The following is a 16,232-nucleotide window of genomic DNA, read 5'->3' as shown; positions in this document are numbered from 1 at the left end:
CCGAAGAGGAAAAATGCGAGACTTCCGACGCTGAGAACAGCTGCCGCCAGCAGGACAAGGAGATGATCGTGTTGACGCAGAACGCAGTCGATCACAACAAACGGAGAACCTCCCAAGGACATATATTATATATTCATAACTCAATCATAGAGAGAATGCGTTGACGAGAAGTGACTGCACCTGTGCCAGGATGGGAGGTCGGGCAGCATGTGGCCAAGACACGCTTGATCGCGAGCCAACGCCGACTGTCCCGAGCGCGGGCTCTTGGAGATAACCCAGCAACTGAGAGCAAGCCTTGATGAATGTGGCTCACAGGCCGTCGGGATGCACGCAAGGTCCAGATTGCCTTGCTGGAAAAGTGCCAAGCAGTAACCGCTCTTACAGCCGATCCCTCTGAATTCAATGTGCGCCTGTCGCGGAGATGATCCCCAGTCTGCCAAGGCCACTGACGAACAACTGGACTGCTACGGCGGTCAGGAGAATGCCGAACACGACCTCCGAGACGACGAGGCTTGCCGGCTTCATTCGCTTGGCCAAGGCGTCGATATTCGTGAACACCAGATAATCGAGTGCAGCAACGATGAGGATCAACCCGACGACGAGCGCTGCGCTCGCGATCGAGACGACTTCGTCAGATGCAATGATAAGGACCGTCATGCCGACAGGATTAAGAAGGTAAGGGACAGCGAGTGGAAACACTGCAATCTTGTCCGGATCGACTGGCAGTCCCAGATCTTCGCTAGGCTTCTCGGTTGGGCCTGCCGCCATTTTCAGCGCGAGGAGCGCGAGCACAATGCCACCGGCGACCGCGACCGCACCGCCGGTGATGTGCAGCAGCCGCATTAGCAGCGCGCCGGTGACAAAAAGGATCAGAGCGGTGATGAGAGCTGTCAAGACCATCTTGCGGCCCGTCGCGACCTTCGTCTTCGCATCGAGCTTATGGGTCATTTCCAGGAACGGAACCAGCGCAATCTTCGGCCCCATACCAATCAACAGGAGCAGGAGAAGCTTTGCGACCAAAGCCGCATCAATAACCGTCAAGTCCATCGAAAAACTCCCCCGAGCCCCTGCTAATTTAGGACTATCATCAATACGAAAGGAATTGTCCAGCTACCGGTGGCCCGCACCCGCAACTACGCGAGACATCCCTGTGTTTTCAGGTCGGAGATCAATCGGATCTTTTCACGAGGGGCGTAAATTGGAACAAATATCCGGACCGAACGTTTCTTTCGATAGCGAAGGATCAATCTGAGGTAACCAACCCAAACGTGATTGAGCACCCGCCGTCGGCCTATGGGAAGGGAGGAAGCTCATGGACACCCGATATGTCATAAGCGGACTTGTCGCCGTTTTAGCGATAGGCTTCATTTTCGTTGTCGTCCATTCATTCGGCCACGATGTGCCTGGGCAACAAGCGCAGCTCGCCCCTCCCGCATCGTATCAGGCAAAGTGAGATAGCCACGAAGGGAGGGTGCAGCTTCTTTGAAGCTGATCCGCGCGAAGTCGGACGGAATCATAAAGGCCGGTACTCGGCACCGGACTGCGACGACCTGATCTATGTGGAAAAATGGTACGGTTGGGGGGTCTCGAACCTCCGACCTCAGGTGCCACAAACCTGCGCTCTAACCAACTGAGCTACAACCGCACTTTATCGCGTATCGACGCGACGGGGGTGAAATACGAGGACTTCAGATTTTTTTCAAGTCTTATCTAGCCTTAATACGGAAAAAGGCCGGAAGCTAGTTCCGGCCTTTGCCTTGGGAGGCTTTTGCGGTCAAGCGGCCTTGAAGGATGCCATTGCCTTTTCGGCGGCGGCCTTGGCCGGCTTCGTGAGCGTCTCGACGACCTTGCTCGAGGTTTCCTGGATCGACTTTGCCTGTTCGGCGGTCACTTCAGCCTGCTTGCGGATGAAGGCGGTCTGCAGCTCGAAGAACTCTGCAACGGACTTGACGCCAAGCAGCGCTTCCATGTGCGACAGCGAGTTTTCAGCGTTTGTGCGCAGCGCGTCGATTGCCTTGAGGCCGAGCTCGACGGAGCCGGCCTGCGCCGTCTGCATCGTCGACTGAACGGTCTTGGTGGCGTCGTCAGCAGCGGTCTTCATCTTTGCAAAGGCGTCCTTGGACTGCTTTGCGCCCTGTTCGGCGAAATCACGAAATGATTCGGAGAACTTTGCCGGATCGAAGGCGGCAATTGAAAAAACGTCATCTCTCTTTACAGTAGCCATGGTCAGCGCTCCTATTGGGTGGGCGGGCTCCTTCCAAGGGCGCCCGGAATTTATCTTGTGAGACTGATATAGTCGATCTTATTGTGCATTGCAACAATTTTGTGCGCTGCACAACGCATTAACCTTGCCGGCCGAAAGCGGGGTGCCGTCGCTAGACCTGCAATCGGGGGCCCGTTATTAATAAAGCGTTAAAGACGAGAGAAGGCTTGAAGCCCGAACAACAGGTTGGATAATGCCCGCAGTCCAGTACCCGTTCATCGATATCGCAGTGCATCCGCGCATTCGCGAGCGCTTCTCCCGCGGCGAAGCGATGGTGTTGTTCTCGACCGGTCTTGACCGGGTGCTCTGGGCCAATGGCGCCGGGGCGGATCTCTTCGGCTATTCGGCGATTTACGACTTTCTCGACCAGGGCACCAAGCCGGGGGACGTTTCGTTCCGCCAGATCGAGGCGACCGCGCGCCAGCTTACAGCCGTCGGCGACAGCCGCAGCTTCCTCATTCGCATGACCTCCGGCTTTCAGCGCGCCGTCGCCAACGCTGCCGTCGAGATGATCGGCATTCAGGCCGGGGAAGAGGCGATCCTATTTTCCTCTCCCATTGCCGTCAGGCCGCTGGAGACTGCCGATAGCGCGCGGCGCATGCTCGAAGGCTTTGACGACCCTGATACGCACATGGCCGTCATCGGCCGCGATGGCGACATCATTGCCTCCTCGCAGGGTTTCAACTCGCTCAGCATCACGCCGCAAACGGCAAAGATGCTGGTGATCATGGCCGGAGCCCAGCCGGAGCGGCTGATCAAGCGGCCGATCCCGACAGGACGCGGCTATCTGCCGGCAGCCGTCGGCAAGCTTTCCGATATTCCCGCTCTGCACCTTCTCTTCGTCGTCGAGATGGCGATTGGCCATCTCGATCCCGTCGAGGAACCGCCGTCGGGCTTTGTCGCGGAAGTCCCCGTACCCGCCGAAGCAGCGTTTGAGACGGCCACAGTTGCCGAAGCAGAAACCCAGACTGCGCCTGAAACATTGGCCGACGCTGCGAGTACGCCGGAAGCGCCGCCGATTGCGGACCCCTCTTCCCAAGTCATCGACGCCGTCGCCGGCATCGTCGATGTCGAGGATGCGCCCGAGGACATCTCCCTTTTAGAGGTCCCGGCGGAGGAGACTGCCGATCATGAGCCACAAGGTCTGGACGGGCTTGCCGCCATCGACGGAGCGACAAGCGAGGATATCGACGCCGCAGAGCTTAAGGGCGACGAGGAGACTGCCGCCGTTCAGCATTCCGTCGAACCTGAGGTGAGCGAGCCAATTTCGAGTGAGGAACCTGTCGAGCTGGAAGGCGAAGAAACCGCGCAGGCTCCCGCTCCTGTCATCGACGACATCCCGGCAGAAGCCCATCCAGCGATTGCGCCCGAGACTGCGGTCAAGGCCGATCAGGAAAGTGCAGCGCCTGAAGGCTTTGCCTATAACCGCAGCGGTCGCGCGACACGCTTCGTCTGGAAGATCGACGCCGAGGGCCGGTTCAGCGAGGTCTCGCGCGAATTCGCCGAGGCCGTGGGGCCGCACGCCGGCAATCTTACCGGCGTCGCCTTCGCCGATATCGCCAAGCGGTTCGATCTCGACCCCGAGGGCAAGATCGCCGAGCTTCTGGCAAAGCGCGATACATGGTCCGGCCGAACCATCAACTGGCCGATCGAAGGCACCAACCTGATGGTACCGGTGGACCTGGCAGCACTGCCGACCTACACGCGAAGCCGCGAATTCGACGGCTTCCGCGGCTTCGGCGTCGTCCGCCTTTCGGACGCTATCGAGGACCCTTCGGCTCTCGGGCTGACGCTTGCCCCGGCAGCCGAGCACGAGAAAGAGACGGAGGAACTGCCGGTCCAAGCTGACACGGAACTGGCGGCGGGCGAAGAGATACCGGCCGACAATCTTGAAGCAGAGCCTATCCTCGAAGAGGCGACGTCCGGCGAGCAAGAGCCGGAGATGCCGTCCAAGACAGAACCGCCGGCGCTGAAAATTGCTGATACGCCGTCCCGACGGCTCTCCGACAAGATCATCCAGCTGCACGAGCACCGAGCCGGCGACACCTTGTCTGCCAGCGAGCAGGCCGCATTCCGGGAGATCGCCAAGCAGCTCGAGCCCTTCGGCAAGCGAACGGAACTGCCGGTCGCGGTGGAAGAAGTGGGTTCCGAGCCAAAGGATATGCCGGCCGCGCTGGAGGAAGTGCCGCAAGCCGAGATGCCCGAAGCCGAGGCCAAGGAGGCCATAGCCATCGAGCCGATGGTCGCACAGGCTCAGAATGCCCATGACGATCACTCGGCCCGCATCCCAGACGCTGCGGCTGCGCCCGAAGAAGATTTCAATCCGCTCGACGTCCTGCACACGGTGATCTCTCCGCGGGTGAAAATGACCGTTGGATTGTCCGCCGAGATCGTCGATCAGTTGCCGATCGCCATTCTCGTCCATGCTGGCGACAGGCTGATCCATGCCAATCCGGAATTGTTGCGGCTGACAGGCTATGCGGGGCTCGGCGAGATCGAGAAAGTGGGCGGGCTCGACGCATTGCTGCAAAGGCACGACCTTGAAGGAAAGACCGAGCGACCTGGTGCGATGATGGTCGTGCGATCGGACGATACGCTCGTGCCTGTCACCGCCCGGCTGCAGTCCATCCGCTGGGAAGACGGCAGCGCGTTGATGCTGGCGCTGATGCCCGTCGAGAAGGAAGACGCGCAAGCGCATGTAGCAGAGGCCGTCGGCGGCCATGACGAGGTGCGACCGGAGCGGATGCTAGAAAAGGTGGCCAAACTCCAGATCGAGGTGGAGGAGCTGCGGTCCATCCTCGAGACAGCAACGGACGGAGTGGTGATCATCGGTCCGGAAGGCGACATCCGCTCGATGAACCGCTCGGCCAGCGCGCTCTTCAATTATGACGACCAGGAGACCCGCGGCAAACCGTTCGTGATGTTGTTTGCACATGAGAGCCAGAAGGCGGTTCTCGATTATCTCGGCGGCCTTGCCGGGCATGGCGTCGCCAGCGTCCTCAATGACGGGCGCGAGGTCATCGGCCGCGAGGCTTCGGGCGGTTTCGTGCCGCTGTTCATGACCATGGGCAAGCTCACCTCGTCGAACGGCTATTGCGCCGTCATCCGCGACATCACCCAGTGGAAGCGGACGGAAGAAGACCTGCGCAACGCCAAGCGCGCCGCCGAAACCGCCAATGCCCACAAGAGCGATTTCCTTGCCCGCGTCAGCCATGAAATCCGCACCCCGCTCAACGCTATCATCGGCTTTTCCGACATGATGGCGAGCGAGCGGCTCGGCCCGATCGGCCATTCGCGCTACGTGGAGTATTCGAACGATATCGGTCGCTCGGGGCGCCATGTGCTCGACATCGTCAACGACCTGCTAGACATCTCGAAGATCGAGGCCGGCGAGATGGATCTCGAATTCGGCGCGGTCGGCCTCAACGAGGCGATCGCCGAAGCCGTGTCGCTGGTGCAACCCCAGGCCAACAGCCAGCGCGTGATCATCCGCACGGCCCTGTCGCAATCGGTCCCCAACGTCGTCGCCGACCTGCGCTCGATCAAGCAGATTGCCCTGAACATCCTCTCCAACGCCATCCGCTTCACCCCGTCTGGAGGACAGATTGTCGTATCGACGTCCTATGAAGGCAATGGCAGCGTGGTCATCCGCATCCGCGATACCGGCGTCGGCATGACCCGGACCGAGCTCGAACAGGCGATGAAGCCGTTCCGGCAGGTGGCGACCAACTCGCGCAAACGCGGCGACGGCACCGGCCTAGGCCTGCCGCTGACGAAGGCGATGGTTGATGCCAATCGCGCGCTGTTCTCGATCAATTCTGCGCCGAACGAGGGAACGCTGGTGGAAATCACCTTCCCCTCGCCCCGCGTCCTGGCAAACTGATTGCTCAAAAGAAAAGGGCAGCCAATGCTGCCCTTAAGAGTCGATGCTGTCAGAACAATGGGTCGGCGGGATTAAGCGATGTCGGCCGCGACCAAGTTGGATTTACCTTTGACCAAGGTTTCTTAACGCGGAGTTACCGCCGAAGGGCTAACTTTCGCTTGCAACATGTGGCTTGACCAGAGCTAGTCCCGCAGTTCCGCAAGGCCCGCGAAAAGATCCAGAGCTTCCGGATTGGCAAGCGCTTCCTTGTTGCGTACGGGCCGGCCGTGGACCATGTCCCTGACGGCAAGTTCGACGATCTTTCCGGATTTGGTACGCGGAATGTCGCTGACCGCGATGATCTTTGCCGGCACATGCCGGGGCGTGGCTCCGGTTCGGATGCGGGTCTTGATCGCCTTGATCAGCTCGTCCGTCAGCCGGGCGTCCGGCACCAGGCGGACGAAGAGGACGACCCTGACGTCGTCTTCCCAGTCCTGCCCGATGCAGAGCGCCTCTGCGACCTCCTCCATCTGCTCGACCTGATTATATATCTCCGCCGTGCCGATGCGCACGCCGCCCGGATTGAGGGTTGCGTCGGAGCGGCCATGGATGACGAGGCCGCCATGGCTGGTCCATTCGGCGAAGTCTCCGTGGCACCAGATATTGTCGAAGCGCTCGAAATAGGCCGCGCGATATTTGCCGCGACCGGGATCGTTCCAGAACATGATGGGCATCGAGGGGAAGGCCTTGGTGCAGACCAGCTCGCCCTTTTCGCCGCGCACGGGCTTGCCGTCCTCGCTCCAGACATCGACGGCAAGACCCAGTCCCGGCCCCTGGATTTCGCCTCGCCAGACCGGCTGCAGCGGATTGCCGAGAACGAAACAGGAGACGATGTCGGTGCCGCCCGAGATCGAGGCGAGCTGGACATCGCTCTTGATACCCTCGTACACGAAGGTGAACCCCTCCGGCGAAAGCGGCGAGCCCGTCGATGTCATCAGCCGCAGGCTTGAAAGATCGTGGGAGGTCGCCGGCTTAAGGCCGCTTTTGCGAACGGCATCAATGTATTTCGCCGACGTACCGAAGACCGCGAATTTCTCATCTTGCCCGTAGTCGAAAAGGACATTGCCATCGGGCGCGAAAGGCGAGCCGTCGTAGAGGCAGAGCGTCGCGCCGGCGGCAAGTCCGTTGACCAGCCAGTTCCACATCATCCAGCCGCAGGTGGTGAAATAGAAGACCTTTTCGCCAGGCACTACGCCGCAATGGAGGCGGTGTTCCTTGACCAGCTGCAGCAGCGTTCCGCCCGCCGAATGGACGATGCACTTTGGAACGCCGGTCGTACCCGAGGAGAAGAGAATGTAGAGCGGGTGGGAAAATGGAAGAGCGACATATTCCACGGCCCTCGGCTCGAACGGCGCAAGGAAATCATCGAGCGTTCTTGCATTTTCGGTCACTTTCACGACCGCGTCGGCATCACCGGCATAGTGAACGATCAGCGCCGGCACGACAAGGCGGCGGGACACCGCGCTGACTTTCTCCGTCACATCCTGCAATTTGCCGTTATACCAATAGCCGCTGCAGGCGATGAAGAGCTTGGGTTCGATCTGGCCGAAGCGATCCATGACGCCCTGTTCGCCGAAATCCGGGGAGCAAGAGGACCAGATGGCGCCGATGGAGGCGGCGGCCAGCATGCAGGCGATGGTCTCAGGCATGTTCGGCATCATCGCCGCAATGCGATCTCCCTTGGCAATGCCAAGAGCCAGATAGGCCTGCTGGAGGCGCGATACAGTCGCGGTCAGCCGATCCCAGGACCAGCGGTCACGAACCTTGTCCTCGCCTCGAAATATCAGTGCGTCACCATCGCCTGCCCGTACCAAAAGGTTCTCGGCAAAGTTCAGCGAGGCGTCGGGAAAGAAGCGTGCCTCGAGCATATCGTGAGCATTGGTCAGCGCACGGTCGCCGCGATCGCCCCGGATGCCACAAAAATCCCACACTGCCGTCCAGAAATTCTCCCGCTCGGCAATCGACCACGCGTGCAGGCCTTCGAAATCTGAAAGCGACAAGCCGAAACGCTCGTTGCAGGCTTCCATGAAAACGTGCATCGGACTTGCACGACGAGATTGCTCGGAGGGTCTCCACAGCGGCTTTTCGTCTTGCATTCTTACTCCTCCGGGTTTGGCTCTATATATCATGCTGCAACGCATTATAAAGATCGTGATAATGCCGGCTTGTCCGGAAGCGGCATTTGCATATGGACTACATTTCCTATATCCGGCAAACGCAGACGATATCATGCGCAACAGTTTGAAAGTTTCTGCACAATCATGACGATGTCCAGGAATAAAAGATGGCAGGTAGCTATGCGATCCATGGGTCGTTGGCTACCGAGAGTTGCGAGAACCTCGGGCGCGATCCTGCTTTCGATCGTCATCGTGTTTGCCGTTTTCCGGGCGACTGCACCGTTTCTAATTTCCAGCGGGCTCGTGCGCTCCGGCATCGAGGACGCGCTCTCGAAATGGTCCGGCTACAAGGCCGAGATCGAAGGCACGCCAACGCTTGAATTCTGGCCGACCCCGAGGATCACGCTTAACCAGGTCACAATCCGCGAACCCACGAAGAGTGGCAAGACGCTCGGCCATGTCGATAGCCTTTCAGCCGACTTTTCGCTTCTGGCGGCGCTCGGCGGACATGCGAGGTTCCACGAATTTCACTTCGTCCGGCCCGTCCTCTATCTTCGTAGGGACGATAGCGGCCTGATTGACTGGACCAACGAAGGCCTGCTTTCAAAAGCGATCAATCGGGTCGAGACCAACTCCAGCAATGGCCTTGTCATGAGCAGGGAGCAGGATGCCCGGATCGGCGCGCTTACCATCGAGGACGGAAAGCTCGAACTGACGGACGACAAGACCGGCCGGCTCTTCAGACTGGATGGCATCAACGCCGACATCGTCTGGCCCCGGCTTTCAAGGCCGATGAGCGCAGTTCTCCTGGGCCGTCTCAATGGCCAGGATATCAAGGTCGATTTTGATTCAACACAGCCGCTGCTGCTTTTCGCCGGCAAGAACGTCGACGCCAGGACGACATTCTCGTCGCCGCTGATGAGCGGCACCTTCAGCGGCATCACCAATATTTCCAATTTTGCGGCGCTAGCCGGCAACCTCGACCTGACCATACCCGATATGCCGTCGTTCCTTACCTGGAGCGGCGAGCGCCTGCCGGGGTCAAGCACGATCAAGAACGTTTCGCTCAGCGCGAACATCGCGACCGTCAACAACAGCTTGCGGTTCAACGACCTGACCTTCAAGGTCAACGATGCCGCTGCATCCGGCGTCATGGATTACGGCTATACGTCAACAGGCAAGCCGAAGGTTTCCGGCACGCTCGCCTTCGACCAGATGAACCTCAATCCGTTTCTGGCCGCCTTTTCCATGCGGCTTGCCGCCGACACTGCCATCGACACGATCATCAACGGCAATCCGCTGCAACGGCTCGATATCGACCTCAGGCTCTCGTCCAAGAAGGCAGCCCTCGGTCCCTTCCTGTTCGACGATATCGGCGCCAGCCTGCTCGTTGCCGGCGGCACGGCAAAATTCGACATCGGCGATAGCGGCTTTGAAGGCGGCGGGCTGACCGCCCACCTCGAGGTCACCGAGCGGGACTTCGATGGCGGCGGCAAGCTGCAGATATCCGTTCGCAATGCCGATTTTGCCGGCCTGGTCAGCCGGATGAGGCTTGCCGGCCCGCTGCCGCTTGCAAGCGGCTCGCTCGACCTGTCGCTCAGCACCTCCAAGCCAATCTGGGCCGCAAGCCTGGGCGATGTCTCGGGAAAGCTTCATTTCTCGACCAAGGCAGGCACTTTCCGGCAGTTCAACATCTCCGCCTTCCGGGTATTGGCCGCCCAAAAGACGTTCTTCCGCATGAGCGATGTCGCCGACACTACCTTCGATTTCGATAGTATCAACTTCGATGCCACCTTCGCCAACGGCTCGGCGGAGGTTCACGATGCCAAGATCATTGGACGAAACGAGACCGTGACGCTCTCCGGCCTCGTGCCCTATCGCAGCAATGCCTTAGCCCTGTCCGGCTCTCTCGAGGCCGCCGATCCGGCCAACGCTGGCGACCTGCCGTTGCTGCCGTTCTTCATTGGCGGGACCTGGCCTGACCCGGTCATTTCGCCGGTATCGACCCTGCTGCAGAAACCTACCCAGCCGTAGCGCTTCCTAGGGCGATTCCAACAGGAAAAGTGTGAAGCGGTTTTCACTAGGAATTGCGTCAAACCAACAGCTTAAAGCGCGGCTGCGGCGTGTTCGTCGCGTTGGCGCTGCAGTTCGCGGCGCTTGGTGATCACCGAGGCAGCGATGACGCCGACGGTCACGACTGCAATCAGGATGGTGCAGACCGCGTTGATCTCCGGCGTCACGCCACGGCGGACCTGGCTGTAGATCTTCATCGGCAGGGTCGTCGTGCCCGGCCCCGAGGTGAAGCTGGCGATGACCAGATCGTCCAGCGACAGCGTGAAGGCGAGAACCCAGCCGGAGAACACCGCCGGCGATATCAGCGGAAGGGTAACCTCGAAAAAGGCCCGCACCGGAGACGCGCCAAGATCGAGCGCTGCTTCCTCGATCGATCGATCGAAGGTTATCAGCCGCGACTGCACGACGACGGCGACGAAGCACATGGTCAGCGTCGTATGGGCAAGCGCTACGGTCCAAAAGCCGCGATCGAAGCCGATCGTCACCAACAGCAGCAGCAACGACAGGCCGGTGATGACATCGGGCATGACCAGCGGTGCATAGATCATGCCGGAAAACAGCATGCGGCCGCGAAAGCGCGTGTGACGGACCAGTGTGAAAGCGGCGAGCGTCCCGAGGATCGTTGCAAGCGTCGCCGAAATCACGCCGACACGGAGCGTCGTCCACGCTGCATCGAGCAGGCTCTGGTTGTCAAAGAGTTGCCCGTACCATCTGAACGAAAATCCGGCCCAGACGGTCACCAGCTGCGAACTATTGAACGAGAAGATCACCAGCAGCAGGATCGGCATATAGAGCAAGGCAAAGCCGAGGACGACGGAGGTGACGTTGAAGCGGGACCATTTGACCATCGTCTACACCCCCCGCTCGTCGGCTTTCGCCTGTATGTTCTGAAACAGCACGATCGGGCCTACCAGGATAAGCAGGAGGATCGCAGCCACCGCCGAGGACACCGGCCAATCGCGGTTTGCGTTGAACTCGTTCCAGAGCGTCCTGCCGATCATCAGCGTCTGCGAGCCGCCTAACAGGTCGGGGATGACGAACTCGCCAACGACGGGGATGAACACCAGCATGCAGCCGGCGATGACGCCGGGCATCGACAGCGGGAAGGTCACCCGCCAGAACGCCGCCATCGGCGGGCATCCCAGATCCTCGGCCGCTTCGATCAGGGTGCCGTCCATTTTTTCAAGGGCCGAATAGAGCGGCAGCACCATGAACGGTAGGTAGGAATAGACGATGCCGATATAGACGGCGATATTGGTGTTGAGAACGACCAGCGGCTCGTTGATGACGTGCAGATAAAGCAGCACCTGGTTGAGGAAACCTTCGGGCTTGAGGATGGCGATCAGGGCATAGACGCGGATTAGGAAGCTCGTCCAGAACGGCAGGATGAGCAGCATCAGCAAGGTGGGTCGAAGCGCGCGCGGCGCCTGCGCCATGCCATAGGCGATAGGATAGCCGACCAGCAATGTCAGGAATGTCGAGATGGCAGCGATGACCACACTGGATAGATAGGCGTGTAGATAGAGGGGGTCGCTTGCGAGCCACGTGTAGTTGTCGAAGGAAAGCTCGCTGACCTTGCTCCAGAACCCGGCCCAGCCATCCGATAGCGCAAAGACCGGCGTATAAGGCGGCATGGCCGTTGCCGAGGTCGACAGCGACATGCGGAAAACGATGAAGAACGGCGCGAGGAAGAAGATAAGCAACCACAGATAGGGAATGATGATGACGAGGCGACGGTTGAGATAAGAGCCGAGCGTTCCCATGATCTCAATCCTTCAGCAGCACGCCGGCATTGTCGTCGAAGGAGACCCAGACTTCCTGGTCATAGGCGAAAGGCTCCTCGACGGTGCGCACGGCATTGAGCGACGATGCCTTCACCACCTGGCCGCTCTTCAGCTTGACGTGGAAGACTGTCATGTCGCCGAGATAGGCGATATCCCATATCTCTCCCGCAACGGCGTTCACCGAGGCGTTTTCTGGAGCGATCGGGCTCACCCGCAGTTTCTCCGGGCGGACGGCGAAACCGACGCGGCTGCCTTGTGAGGGGGTCTCGTTGGTCGCGGTGCGCAGCCTGAATCCGCTATCGACCGCTACCTCCACGATGCCGGGCTGCACCGCGACGACATTGCCGTCGAGAATGTTTACATCGCCGATGAAGCCGGCCACGAAGCGGCAATTCGGCGCCTCGTAGATTTCAGCGGGCGTGGCCACCTGCACCACCTTACCATGGCTCATGACGGCGATGCGATCAGCCATCGTCATCGCCTCTTCCTGGTCGTGCGTGACGACGACGAAGGTGAGGCCGAGGCTCTGTTGCAGGTCCATTAGCTCGAACTGGGTTTCCTCGCGCAACTTCTTGTCGAGCGCGCCGAGGGGTTCATCGAGCAACAGCACCTTCGGCTGCTTGGCGAGCGAACGGGCAAGCGCCACGCGCTGGCGCTGGCCGCCGGACAGCTGCGTCGGCTTGCGGCTCGCGAATTGCTCGAGCTTCACCATCTTCAGCATCTGCGCGACGCGATCGGCGATCTGATCCTTGGCCATCCCCTCCTGCCTGAGGCCGAAGGCGATGTTCTTTTCGACGGTCATGTGCGGGAAAAGCGCATAGGACTGGAACATCATGTTGACGGGCCGACGATATGGCGGCGTGCCGGCCAGGTCCTGTCCATCAAGGACGATCTCGCCTGACGTCGGCTGTTCGAATCCTGCCAGCATGCGCAAAAGCGTGGATTTGCCGCAGCCGGACGCACCGAGCAAGGCGAAGAATTCGCGGTGGTAGATATTGAGCGACAGGTCGTCGACGGCGGTGAAGTTGCCGAATTTCTTGGTGACGCCCCGAACCGAAATAAACGGCTTTGCCGAAGGATCCGCCCAAGGGGCGAAAGAGCGACGGATATTGCCGAGAGACTTCATCATCTATCCTCGAATGACCTGACAAAGCGCGGCGCGATATAACCGGCAACCGTCAACGAAAAGGCCCGGACTTTTGAGGTCCGGGCCGATGGCTTGCCGCTTACTGGCCGGTAATGACCGTGGTCCACAGTCGTGTGACCGTTTTCTGGGTCTTGTTGTCATAGGGGGTCGTGGTGAAGAGCTTCTTCATCATGTCTTCCGGCGGGTAGATGACCGGATCATCCAGAATTTCCTTGTCGACAAACTGCTGCGAGGCCTTGTTGCCATTGGCGTAGAACACGAAGTTGGACGACTTGGCGATGACTTCGGGCCGCATCATGTAGTTGATGAACTCATGCGCTTCGGCGACGTGGGGAGCGTCGGCCGGGATCGCCATCATGTCGAACCACATCTGGGCTCCCTGCGCTGGGATTGAATAGCCGATCTTGATGCCGTTCTTGGCCTCTTCAGCGCGGCTGCGCGCCTGGAAGATGTCGCCGGAATAGCCGAGCACGAGGCAGATGTCGCCCTGCGCCAGCGCGCTGATGTAGTTGGACGAATCGAACTTGCGGACATAGGGCCGGATCGAGGTCAGGAGATCCTGCGCCTTCTTCAGGTCGCCGGCGTCGCGGCTGTCGGGATCGACACCTAGATAGGCAAGGACTGACGGCAGGACATCGGACGGCGAATCCAGCATGTAGATGCCGCAATCCTTGAATTTCGCTGCCATTTCCGGCTTGAAAAGGATGTCCCAGCTCGGCCGCTCGTCGCTACCGAGGATCGCCTTCATCTTGTCGATGTTATAGCCGATGCCCGTCGTGCCCCACATGTAGTCGACCGCATAGGCATTGCCCGGATCGTATTTCTGGGCGCGATCGGTAATCTCGGTCCACATGTTCGAAAGATTGGGGATCTTTGACTTGTCGAGCTTCTGGTAGACACCGGCCACGATCTGGCGTTGCAGGAAGGAGGCCGTGGGAACGACGACGTCGTAGTTCGTACCACCGGCCAGGAGCTTGGCCTCCAGCGTCTCGTTGCTGTCGTAGACATCGTAGACGACCTTGATGCCGGTTTCCTTGGTGAAATCGGTCAGAATGGAATCGTCTATATAGTCCGACCAGTTGTAGACATTGACCACGCGATCCGCGGCAGAGGCGGAAGCTGCCAGGCCGATCGCGGCGAAAGCGGTCAAGGCCAAGCGTGCGAGAATGGCTTTCATTTTCTCTCCTGTTCCGTTCACGGGTATCTATGCGATACCCAACCCTCTGTTTTTCCCGGCAGACTAGAAAGGAATTCAAAAGGCCACAAGAGGAAAAGGCAAAGCTCGACGAAGCTTTTTCGATTTCCAACATACAGCCGCCGGCCGCCGATCAGGGGCTGCGGGCAATTATAAGTATTATGCATTTCTAATATTGATAGGCGATGCCGGCGACGCTAGATTGCCTGCCGTGTATGCTTTCAAATCCAGCGGCGGTGCGGGAGCCTGGATGAGGAAGGCGCGCAGCCAGGGGAGGCAATCAATGGCAATCATGAGAACCCATTCCGGGACGTGTTTCTGTGGGGCCGTGGAAGTGGAGGTCGCGGGAGAGCCCGCAGCAATGGGCTATTGCCATTGCGGATCCTGCCGCGAATGGTCTGCAGGTCCGGTCAATGCGTTTACGCTGTGGCCGCCGGATGCGGTGCGGGTCACAAAGGGCGCGGATCACGTTGCTAGCTATCAGAAAACCGAAACCAGCATCCGCAAGTGGTGCGCAACTTGCGGCGGGCACCTATTGACGGAGCATCCGCTCTGGGGCGTCACCGACGTCTACGCCGCCATCATCCCGACGCTCGATTTCAAGCCAGGGCTGCATGTGAACTACGAAAGCACCGTGCTGCACCTGATGGACGGCCTGCCCAAGCAGAAGGACATGCCGTCCGAAATGGGCGGCTCGGGTATTCTTCTGCCGGATTAATAGGTTGGCCGCTTGCCGGCGAAAAGGTCGGCGTGGCTCTTGAGCAGCTTCGTCATCCGGTCGATCACCGCGCGGATCTCCCGGCGGTGGCGATCCTCGTTGTTCATGACGATCCATTGATTGTGGCGGAGGGCCTCGATCTCGTCCCCTGCCCGCTCCAGCCTGGGCTCGACATCACCGACGAAGCATGGAAGCACTGCAGTGCCAGCGCCGGCGAGAACGAGATCGTGGAGGGATCGCGGGCGGTTGACCATAATTGCGATGTCAGCCGCATGGTTTGCGTGCGGCCAGCGCAAATAGGCCGAAACCGCTTCGTCCTCGCTAACGGCAATGAAGCGCTCTTGCCCGGCAAGGGGGGCGTTGCGTGCACGATAGGCCGCATAGGCGACATCGCCTGCCTTGACCGCCGCAAGGTTTGGCTCCTCCGGCTCGAAGGCCCGCATGGCGATATCGCTCTCGCGATGGGCGAGGCTGGCGCGACGCTCGGCAAGATAGAGGTCGACACGAAAATCATCGCGCTCCGAACAGATTGCCGGCATGTTCCGGCTGAGCAGCCACCCGACCCATGTGCCCGTCGCTATCCGAACGACCGCCGATCCCAGCGCGCCGCGTTGCCAGCCATCAACTTTGCGGGCAGCCGTCTCCATCTCCAGCAGTTGATCGAACAGCGCCTGTCCGTCTGCCGTCAGCCGATAGCCGGTCTGGCTTCGCGCAAAAAGCGGACGTGCAACCTGCTGTTCCAGATCAAGCATGCGACGGCCGATGGTGGCCGGGCTAAGCCCGGTCGCCGAAGCAGCACCCGTCAAGCCGCCGCCCCGCGCCACATCTAGGAAAAGTTGATAGGAATCCCAACTTGCATTTTTCATGAGTGAAAGACATAGGCTATTCTGAGTGGTTTATGAAGTAATTTTTGATGACTAGATTGCTGTCTTCCCAACATATGGAGGACGTCGTTTGTTCGACAATTTTGCCATCGTGAAACTGATCGAGATGCAGAACGAGATCGACCGCGC

Annotated in this window: 11 protein-coding genes and 1 tRNA gene; 3 read left to right on the top strand and 9 right to left on the bottom strand. The window is 59.7% G+C overall.

The window, feature by feature from the left end; all coding sequences use genetic code 11:
* Nucleotides 1–399 precede the first annotated feature (399 nt).
* The 3 genes from AB4Z52_RS20600 to AB4Z52_RS20590 all read right to left on the bottom strand — a co-directional run bounded on the left by AB4Z52_RS20600 (nt 400) and on the right by AB4Z52_RS20590 (nt 2,224).
* Nucleotides 400–1,047, bottom strand: coding sequence for a MarC family protein (locus tag AB4Z52_RS20600; protein WP_442219775.1), 648 nt, complete (start codon nt 1,045–1,047; stop codon nt 400–402).
* 521 nt (nt 1,048–1,568) lie between these two features.
* Nucleotides 1,569–1,645, bottom strand: a tRNA-His gene (locus AB4Z52_RS20595).
* Nucleotides 1,646–1,774: 129 nt separating this feature from the next.
* Nucleotides 1,775–2,224, bottom strand: coding sequence for a phasin (locus AB4Z52_RS20590; protein WP_442219774.1), 450 nt, complete (start codon nt 2,222–2,224; stop codon nt 1,775–1,777).
* 232 nt (nt 2,225–2,456) lie between these two features.
* On the opposite strand from AB4Z52_RS20590, the gene AB4Z52_RS20585 reads away from it, so the two are divergent.
* Entirely contained in the window at nt 2,457–6,146 is a 3,690-nt protein-coding gene (locus AB4Z52_RS20585; protein WP_442219773.1) for an ATP-binding protein, read from the top strand.
* 182 nt (nt 6,147–6,328) lie between these two features.
* Here the strand turns inward: AB4Z52_RS20585 and AB4Z52_RS20580 are convergent, their stop codons facing one another.
* Nucleotides 6,329–8,281, bottom strand: a complete 1,953-nt coding sequence (locus AB4Z52_RS20580) for an acetoacetate--CoA ligase (RefSeq protein ID WP_442219772.1) — start codon at nt 8,279–8,281, stop codon at nt 6,329–6,331.
* A gap of 165 nt (nt 8,282–8,446) precedes the next feature.
* Here AB4Z52_RS20580 and AB4Z52_RS20575 point away from each other — a divergent pair, with 165 nt between their 5' ends.
* Nucleotides 8,447–10,336 (top strand): AsmA family protein, encoded by a 1,890-nt coding sequence (locus tag AB4Z52_RS20575; protein ID WP_442219771.1) that lies wholly within the window; start codon nt 8,447–8,449, stop codon nt 10,334–10,336.
* A gap of 71 nt (nt 10,337–10,407) precedes the next feature.
* On the opposite strand, the gene AB4Z52_RS20570 is transcribed toward AB4Z52_RS20575, so the two are convergent.
* The 4 genes from AB4Z52_RS20570 to AB4Z52_RS20555 all read right to left on the bottom strand — a co-directional run bounded on the left by AB4Z52_RS20570 (nt 10,408) and on the right by AB4Z52_RS20555 (nt 14,483).
* The gene (locus AB4Z52_RS20570) at nt 10,408–11,223 is read right to left on the bottom strand and encodes an ABC transporter permease (RefSeq protein WP_442219770.1); all 816 of its coding nucleotides are present in this window, start codon (nt 11,221–11,223) and stop codon (nt 10,408–10,410) included.
* Between the two features lie 3 nt (nt 11,224–11,226).
* On the bottom strand, nt 11,227–12,138 hold the full coding sequence (locus AB4Z52_RS20565; protein WP_442219769.1) for an ABC transporter permease subunit: 912 nt from the start codon (nt 12,136–12,138) through the stop codon (nt 11,227–11,229).
* A gap of 4 nt (nt 12,139–12,142) precedes the next feature.
* On the bottom strand, nt 12,143–13,285 hold the full coding sequence (locus AB4Z52_RS20560; RefSeq protein ID WP_442219836.1) for an ABC transporter ATP-binding protein: 1,143 nt from the start codon (nt 13,283–13,285) through the stop codon (nt 12,143–12,145).
* Nucleotides 13,286–13,385: 100 nt separating this feature from the next.
* Nucleotides 13,386–14,483, bottom strand: a complete 1,098-nt coding sequence (locus AB4Z52_RS20555) for a polyamine ABC transporter substrate-binding protein (protein ID WP_442219768.1) — start codon at nt 14,481–14,483, stop codon at nt 13,386–13,388.
* A gap of 301 nt (nt 14,484–14,784) precedes the next feature.
* Here AB4Z52_RS20555 and AB4Z52_RS20550 point away from each other — a divergent pair, with 301 nt between their 5' ends.
* Nucleotides 14,785–15,219 (top strand): GFA family protein, encoded by a 435-nt coding sequence (locus AB4Z52_RS20550; RefSeq protein WP_442219767.1) that lies wholly within the window; start codon nt 14,785–14,787, stop codon nt 15,217–15,219.
* Here AB4Z52_RS20550 and AB4Z52_RS20545 read toward each other — a convergent pair.
* Nucleotides 15,216–16,085: a LysR family transcriptional regulator gene (locus AB4Z52_RS20545; RefSeq protein WP_442219766.1), complete on the bottom strand. Its 870-nt coding sequence runs from the start codon at nt 16,083–16,085 to the stop codon at nt 15,216–15,218. The genes AB4Z52_RS20550 and AB4Z52_RS20545 overlap by 4 nt on opposite strands.
* Between the last annotated feature and the right edge of the window lie 147 nt (nt 16,086–16,232).

The sequence above is a fragment of the Rhizobium sp. 2YAF20 genome (genome assembly GCF_052114685.1).
GTDB lineage: Bacteria > Pseudomonadota > Alphaproteobacteria > Rhizobiales > Rhizobiaceae > Rhizobium.
Note: the sequence above shows the minus strand (reverse complement) of the source record. Positions and strands in the feature narration are given on the sequence as shown.

What these genes read in the sequence shown, in the direction of transcription:
- AB4Z52_RS20600 (WP_442219775.1), bottom strand. Translation starts at nt 1,047, where the DNA reads ATGGACTTGACGGTTATTGATGCGGCTTTGGTCGCAAAGCTTCTCCTG.
- AB4Z52_RS20590 (WP_442219774.1), bottom strand. Translation starts at nt 2,224, where the DNA reads ATGGCTACTGTAAAGAGAGATGACGTTTTTTCAATTGCCGCCTTCGAT.
- AB4Z52_RS20575 (WP_442219771.1), top strand. Translation starts at nt 8,447, where the DNA reads ATGACGATGTCCAGGAATAAAAGATGGCAGGTAGCTATGCGATCCATG.
- AB4Z52_RS20555 (WP_442219768.1), bottom strand. Translation starts at nt 14,483, where the DNA reads ATGAAAGCCATTCTCGCACGCTTGGCCTTGACCGCTTTCGCCGCGATC.
- AB4Z52_RS20570 (WP_442219770.1), bottom strand. Translation starts at nt 11,223, where the DNA reads ATGGTCAAATGGTCCCGCTTCAACGTCACCTCCGTCGTCCTCGGCTTT.
- AB4Z52_RS20550 (WP_442219767.1), top strand. Translation starts at nt 14,785, where the DNA reads ATGGCAATCATGAGAACCCATTCCGGGACGTGTTTCTGTGGGGCCGTG.
- AB4Z52_RS20565 (WP_442219769.1), bottom strand. Translation starts at nt 12,138, where the DNA reads ATGGGAACGCTCGGCTCTTATCTCAACCGTCGCCTCGTCATCATCATT.
- AB4Z52_RS20545 (WP_442219766.1), bottom strand. Translation starts at nt 16,085, where the DNA reads ATGAAAAATGCAAGTTGGGATTCCTATCAACTTTTCCTAGATGTGGCG.
- AB4Z52_RS20580 (WP_442219772.1), bottom strand. Translation starts at nt 8,281, where the DNA reads ATGCAAGACGAAAAGCCGCTGTGGAGACCCTCCGAGCAATCTCGTCGT.
- AB4Z52_RS20560 (WP_442219836.1), bottom strand. Translation starts at nt 13,285, where the DNA reads ATGAAGTCTCTCGGCAATATCCGTCGCTCTTTCGCCCCTTGGGCGGAT.
- AB4Z52_RS20585 (WP_442219773.1), top strand. Translation starts at nt 2,457, where the DNA reads ATGCCCGCAGTCCAGTACCCGTTCATCGATATCGCAGTGCATCCGCGC.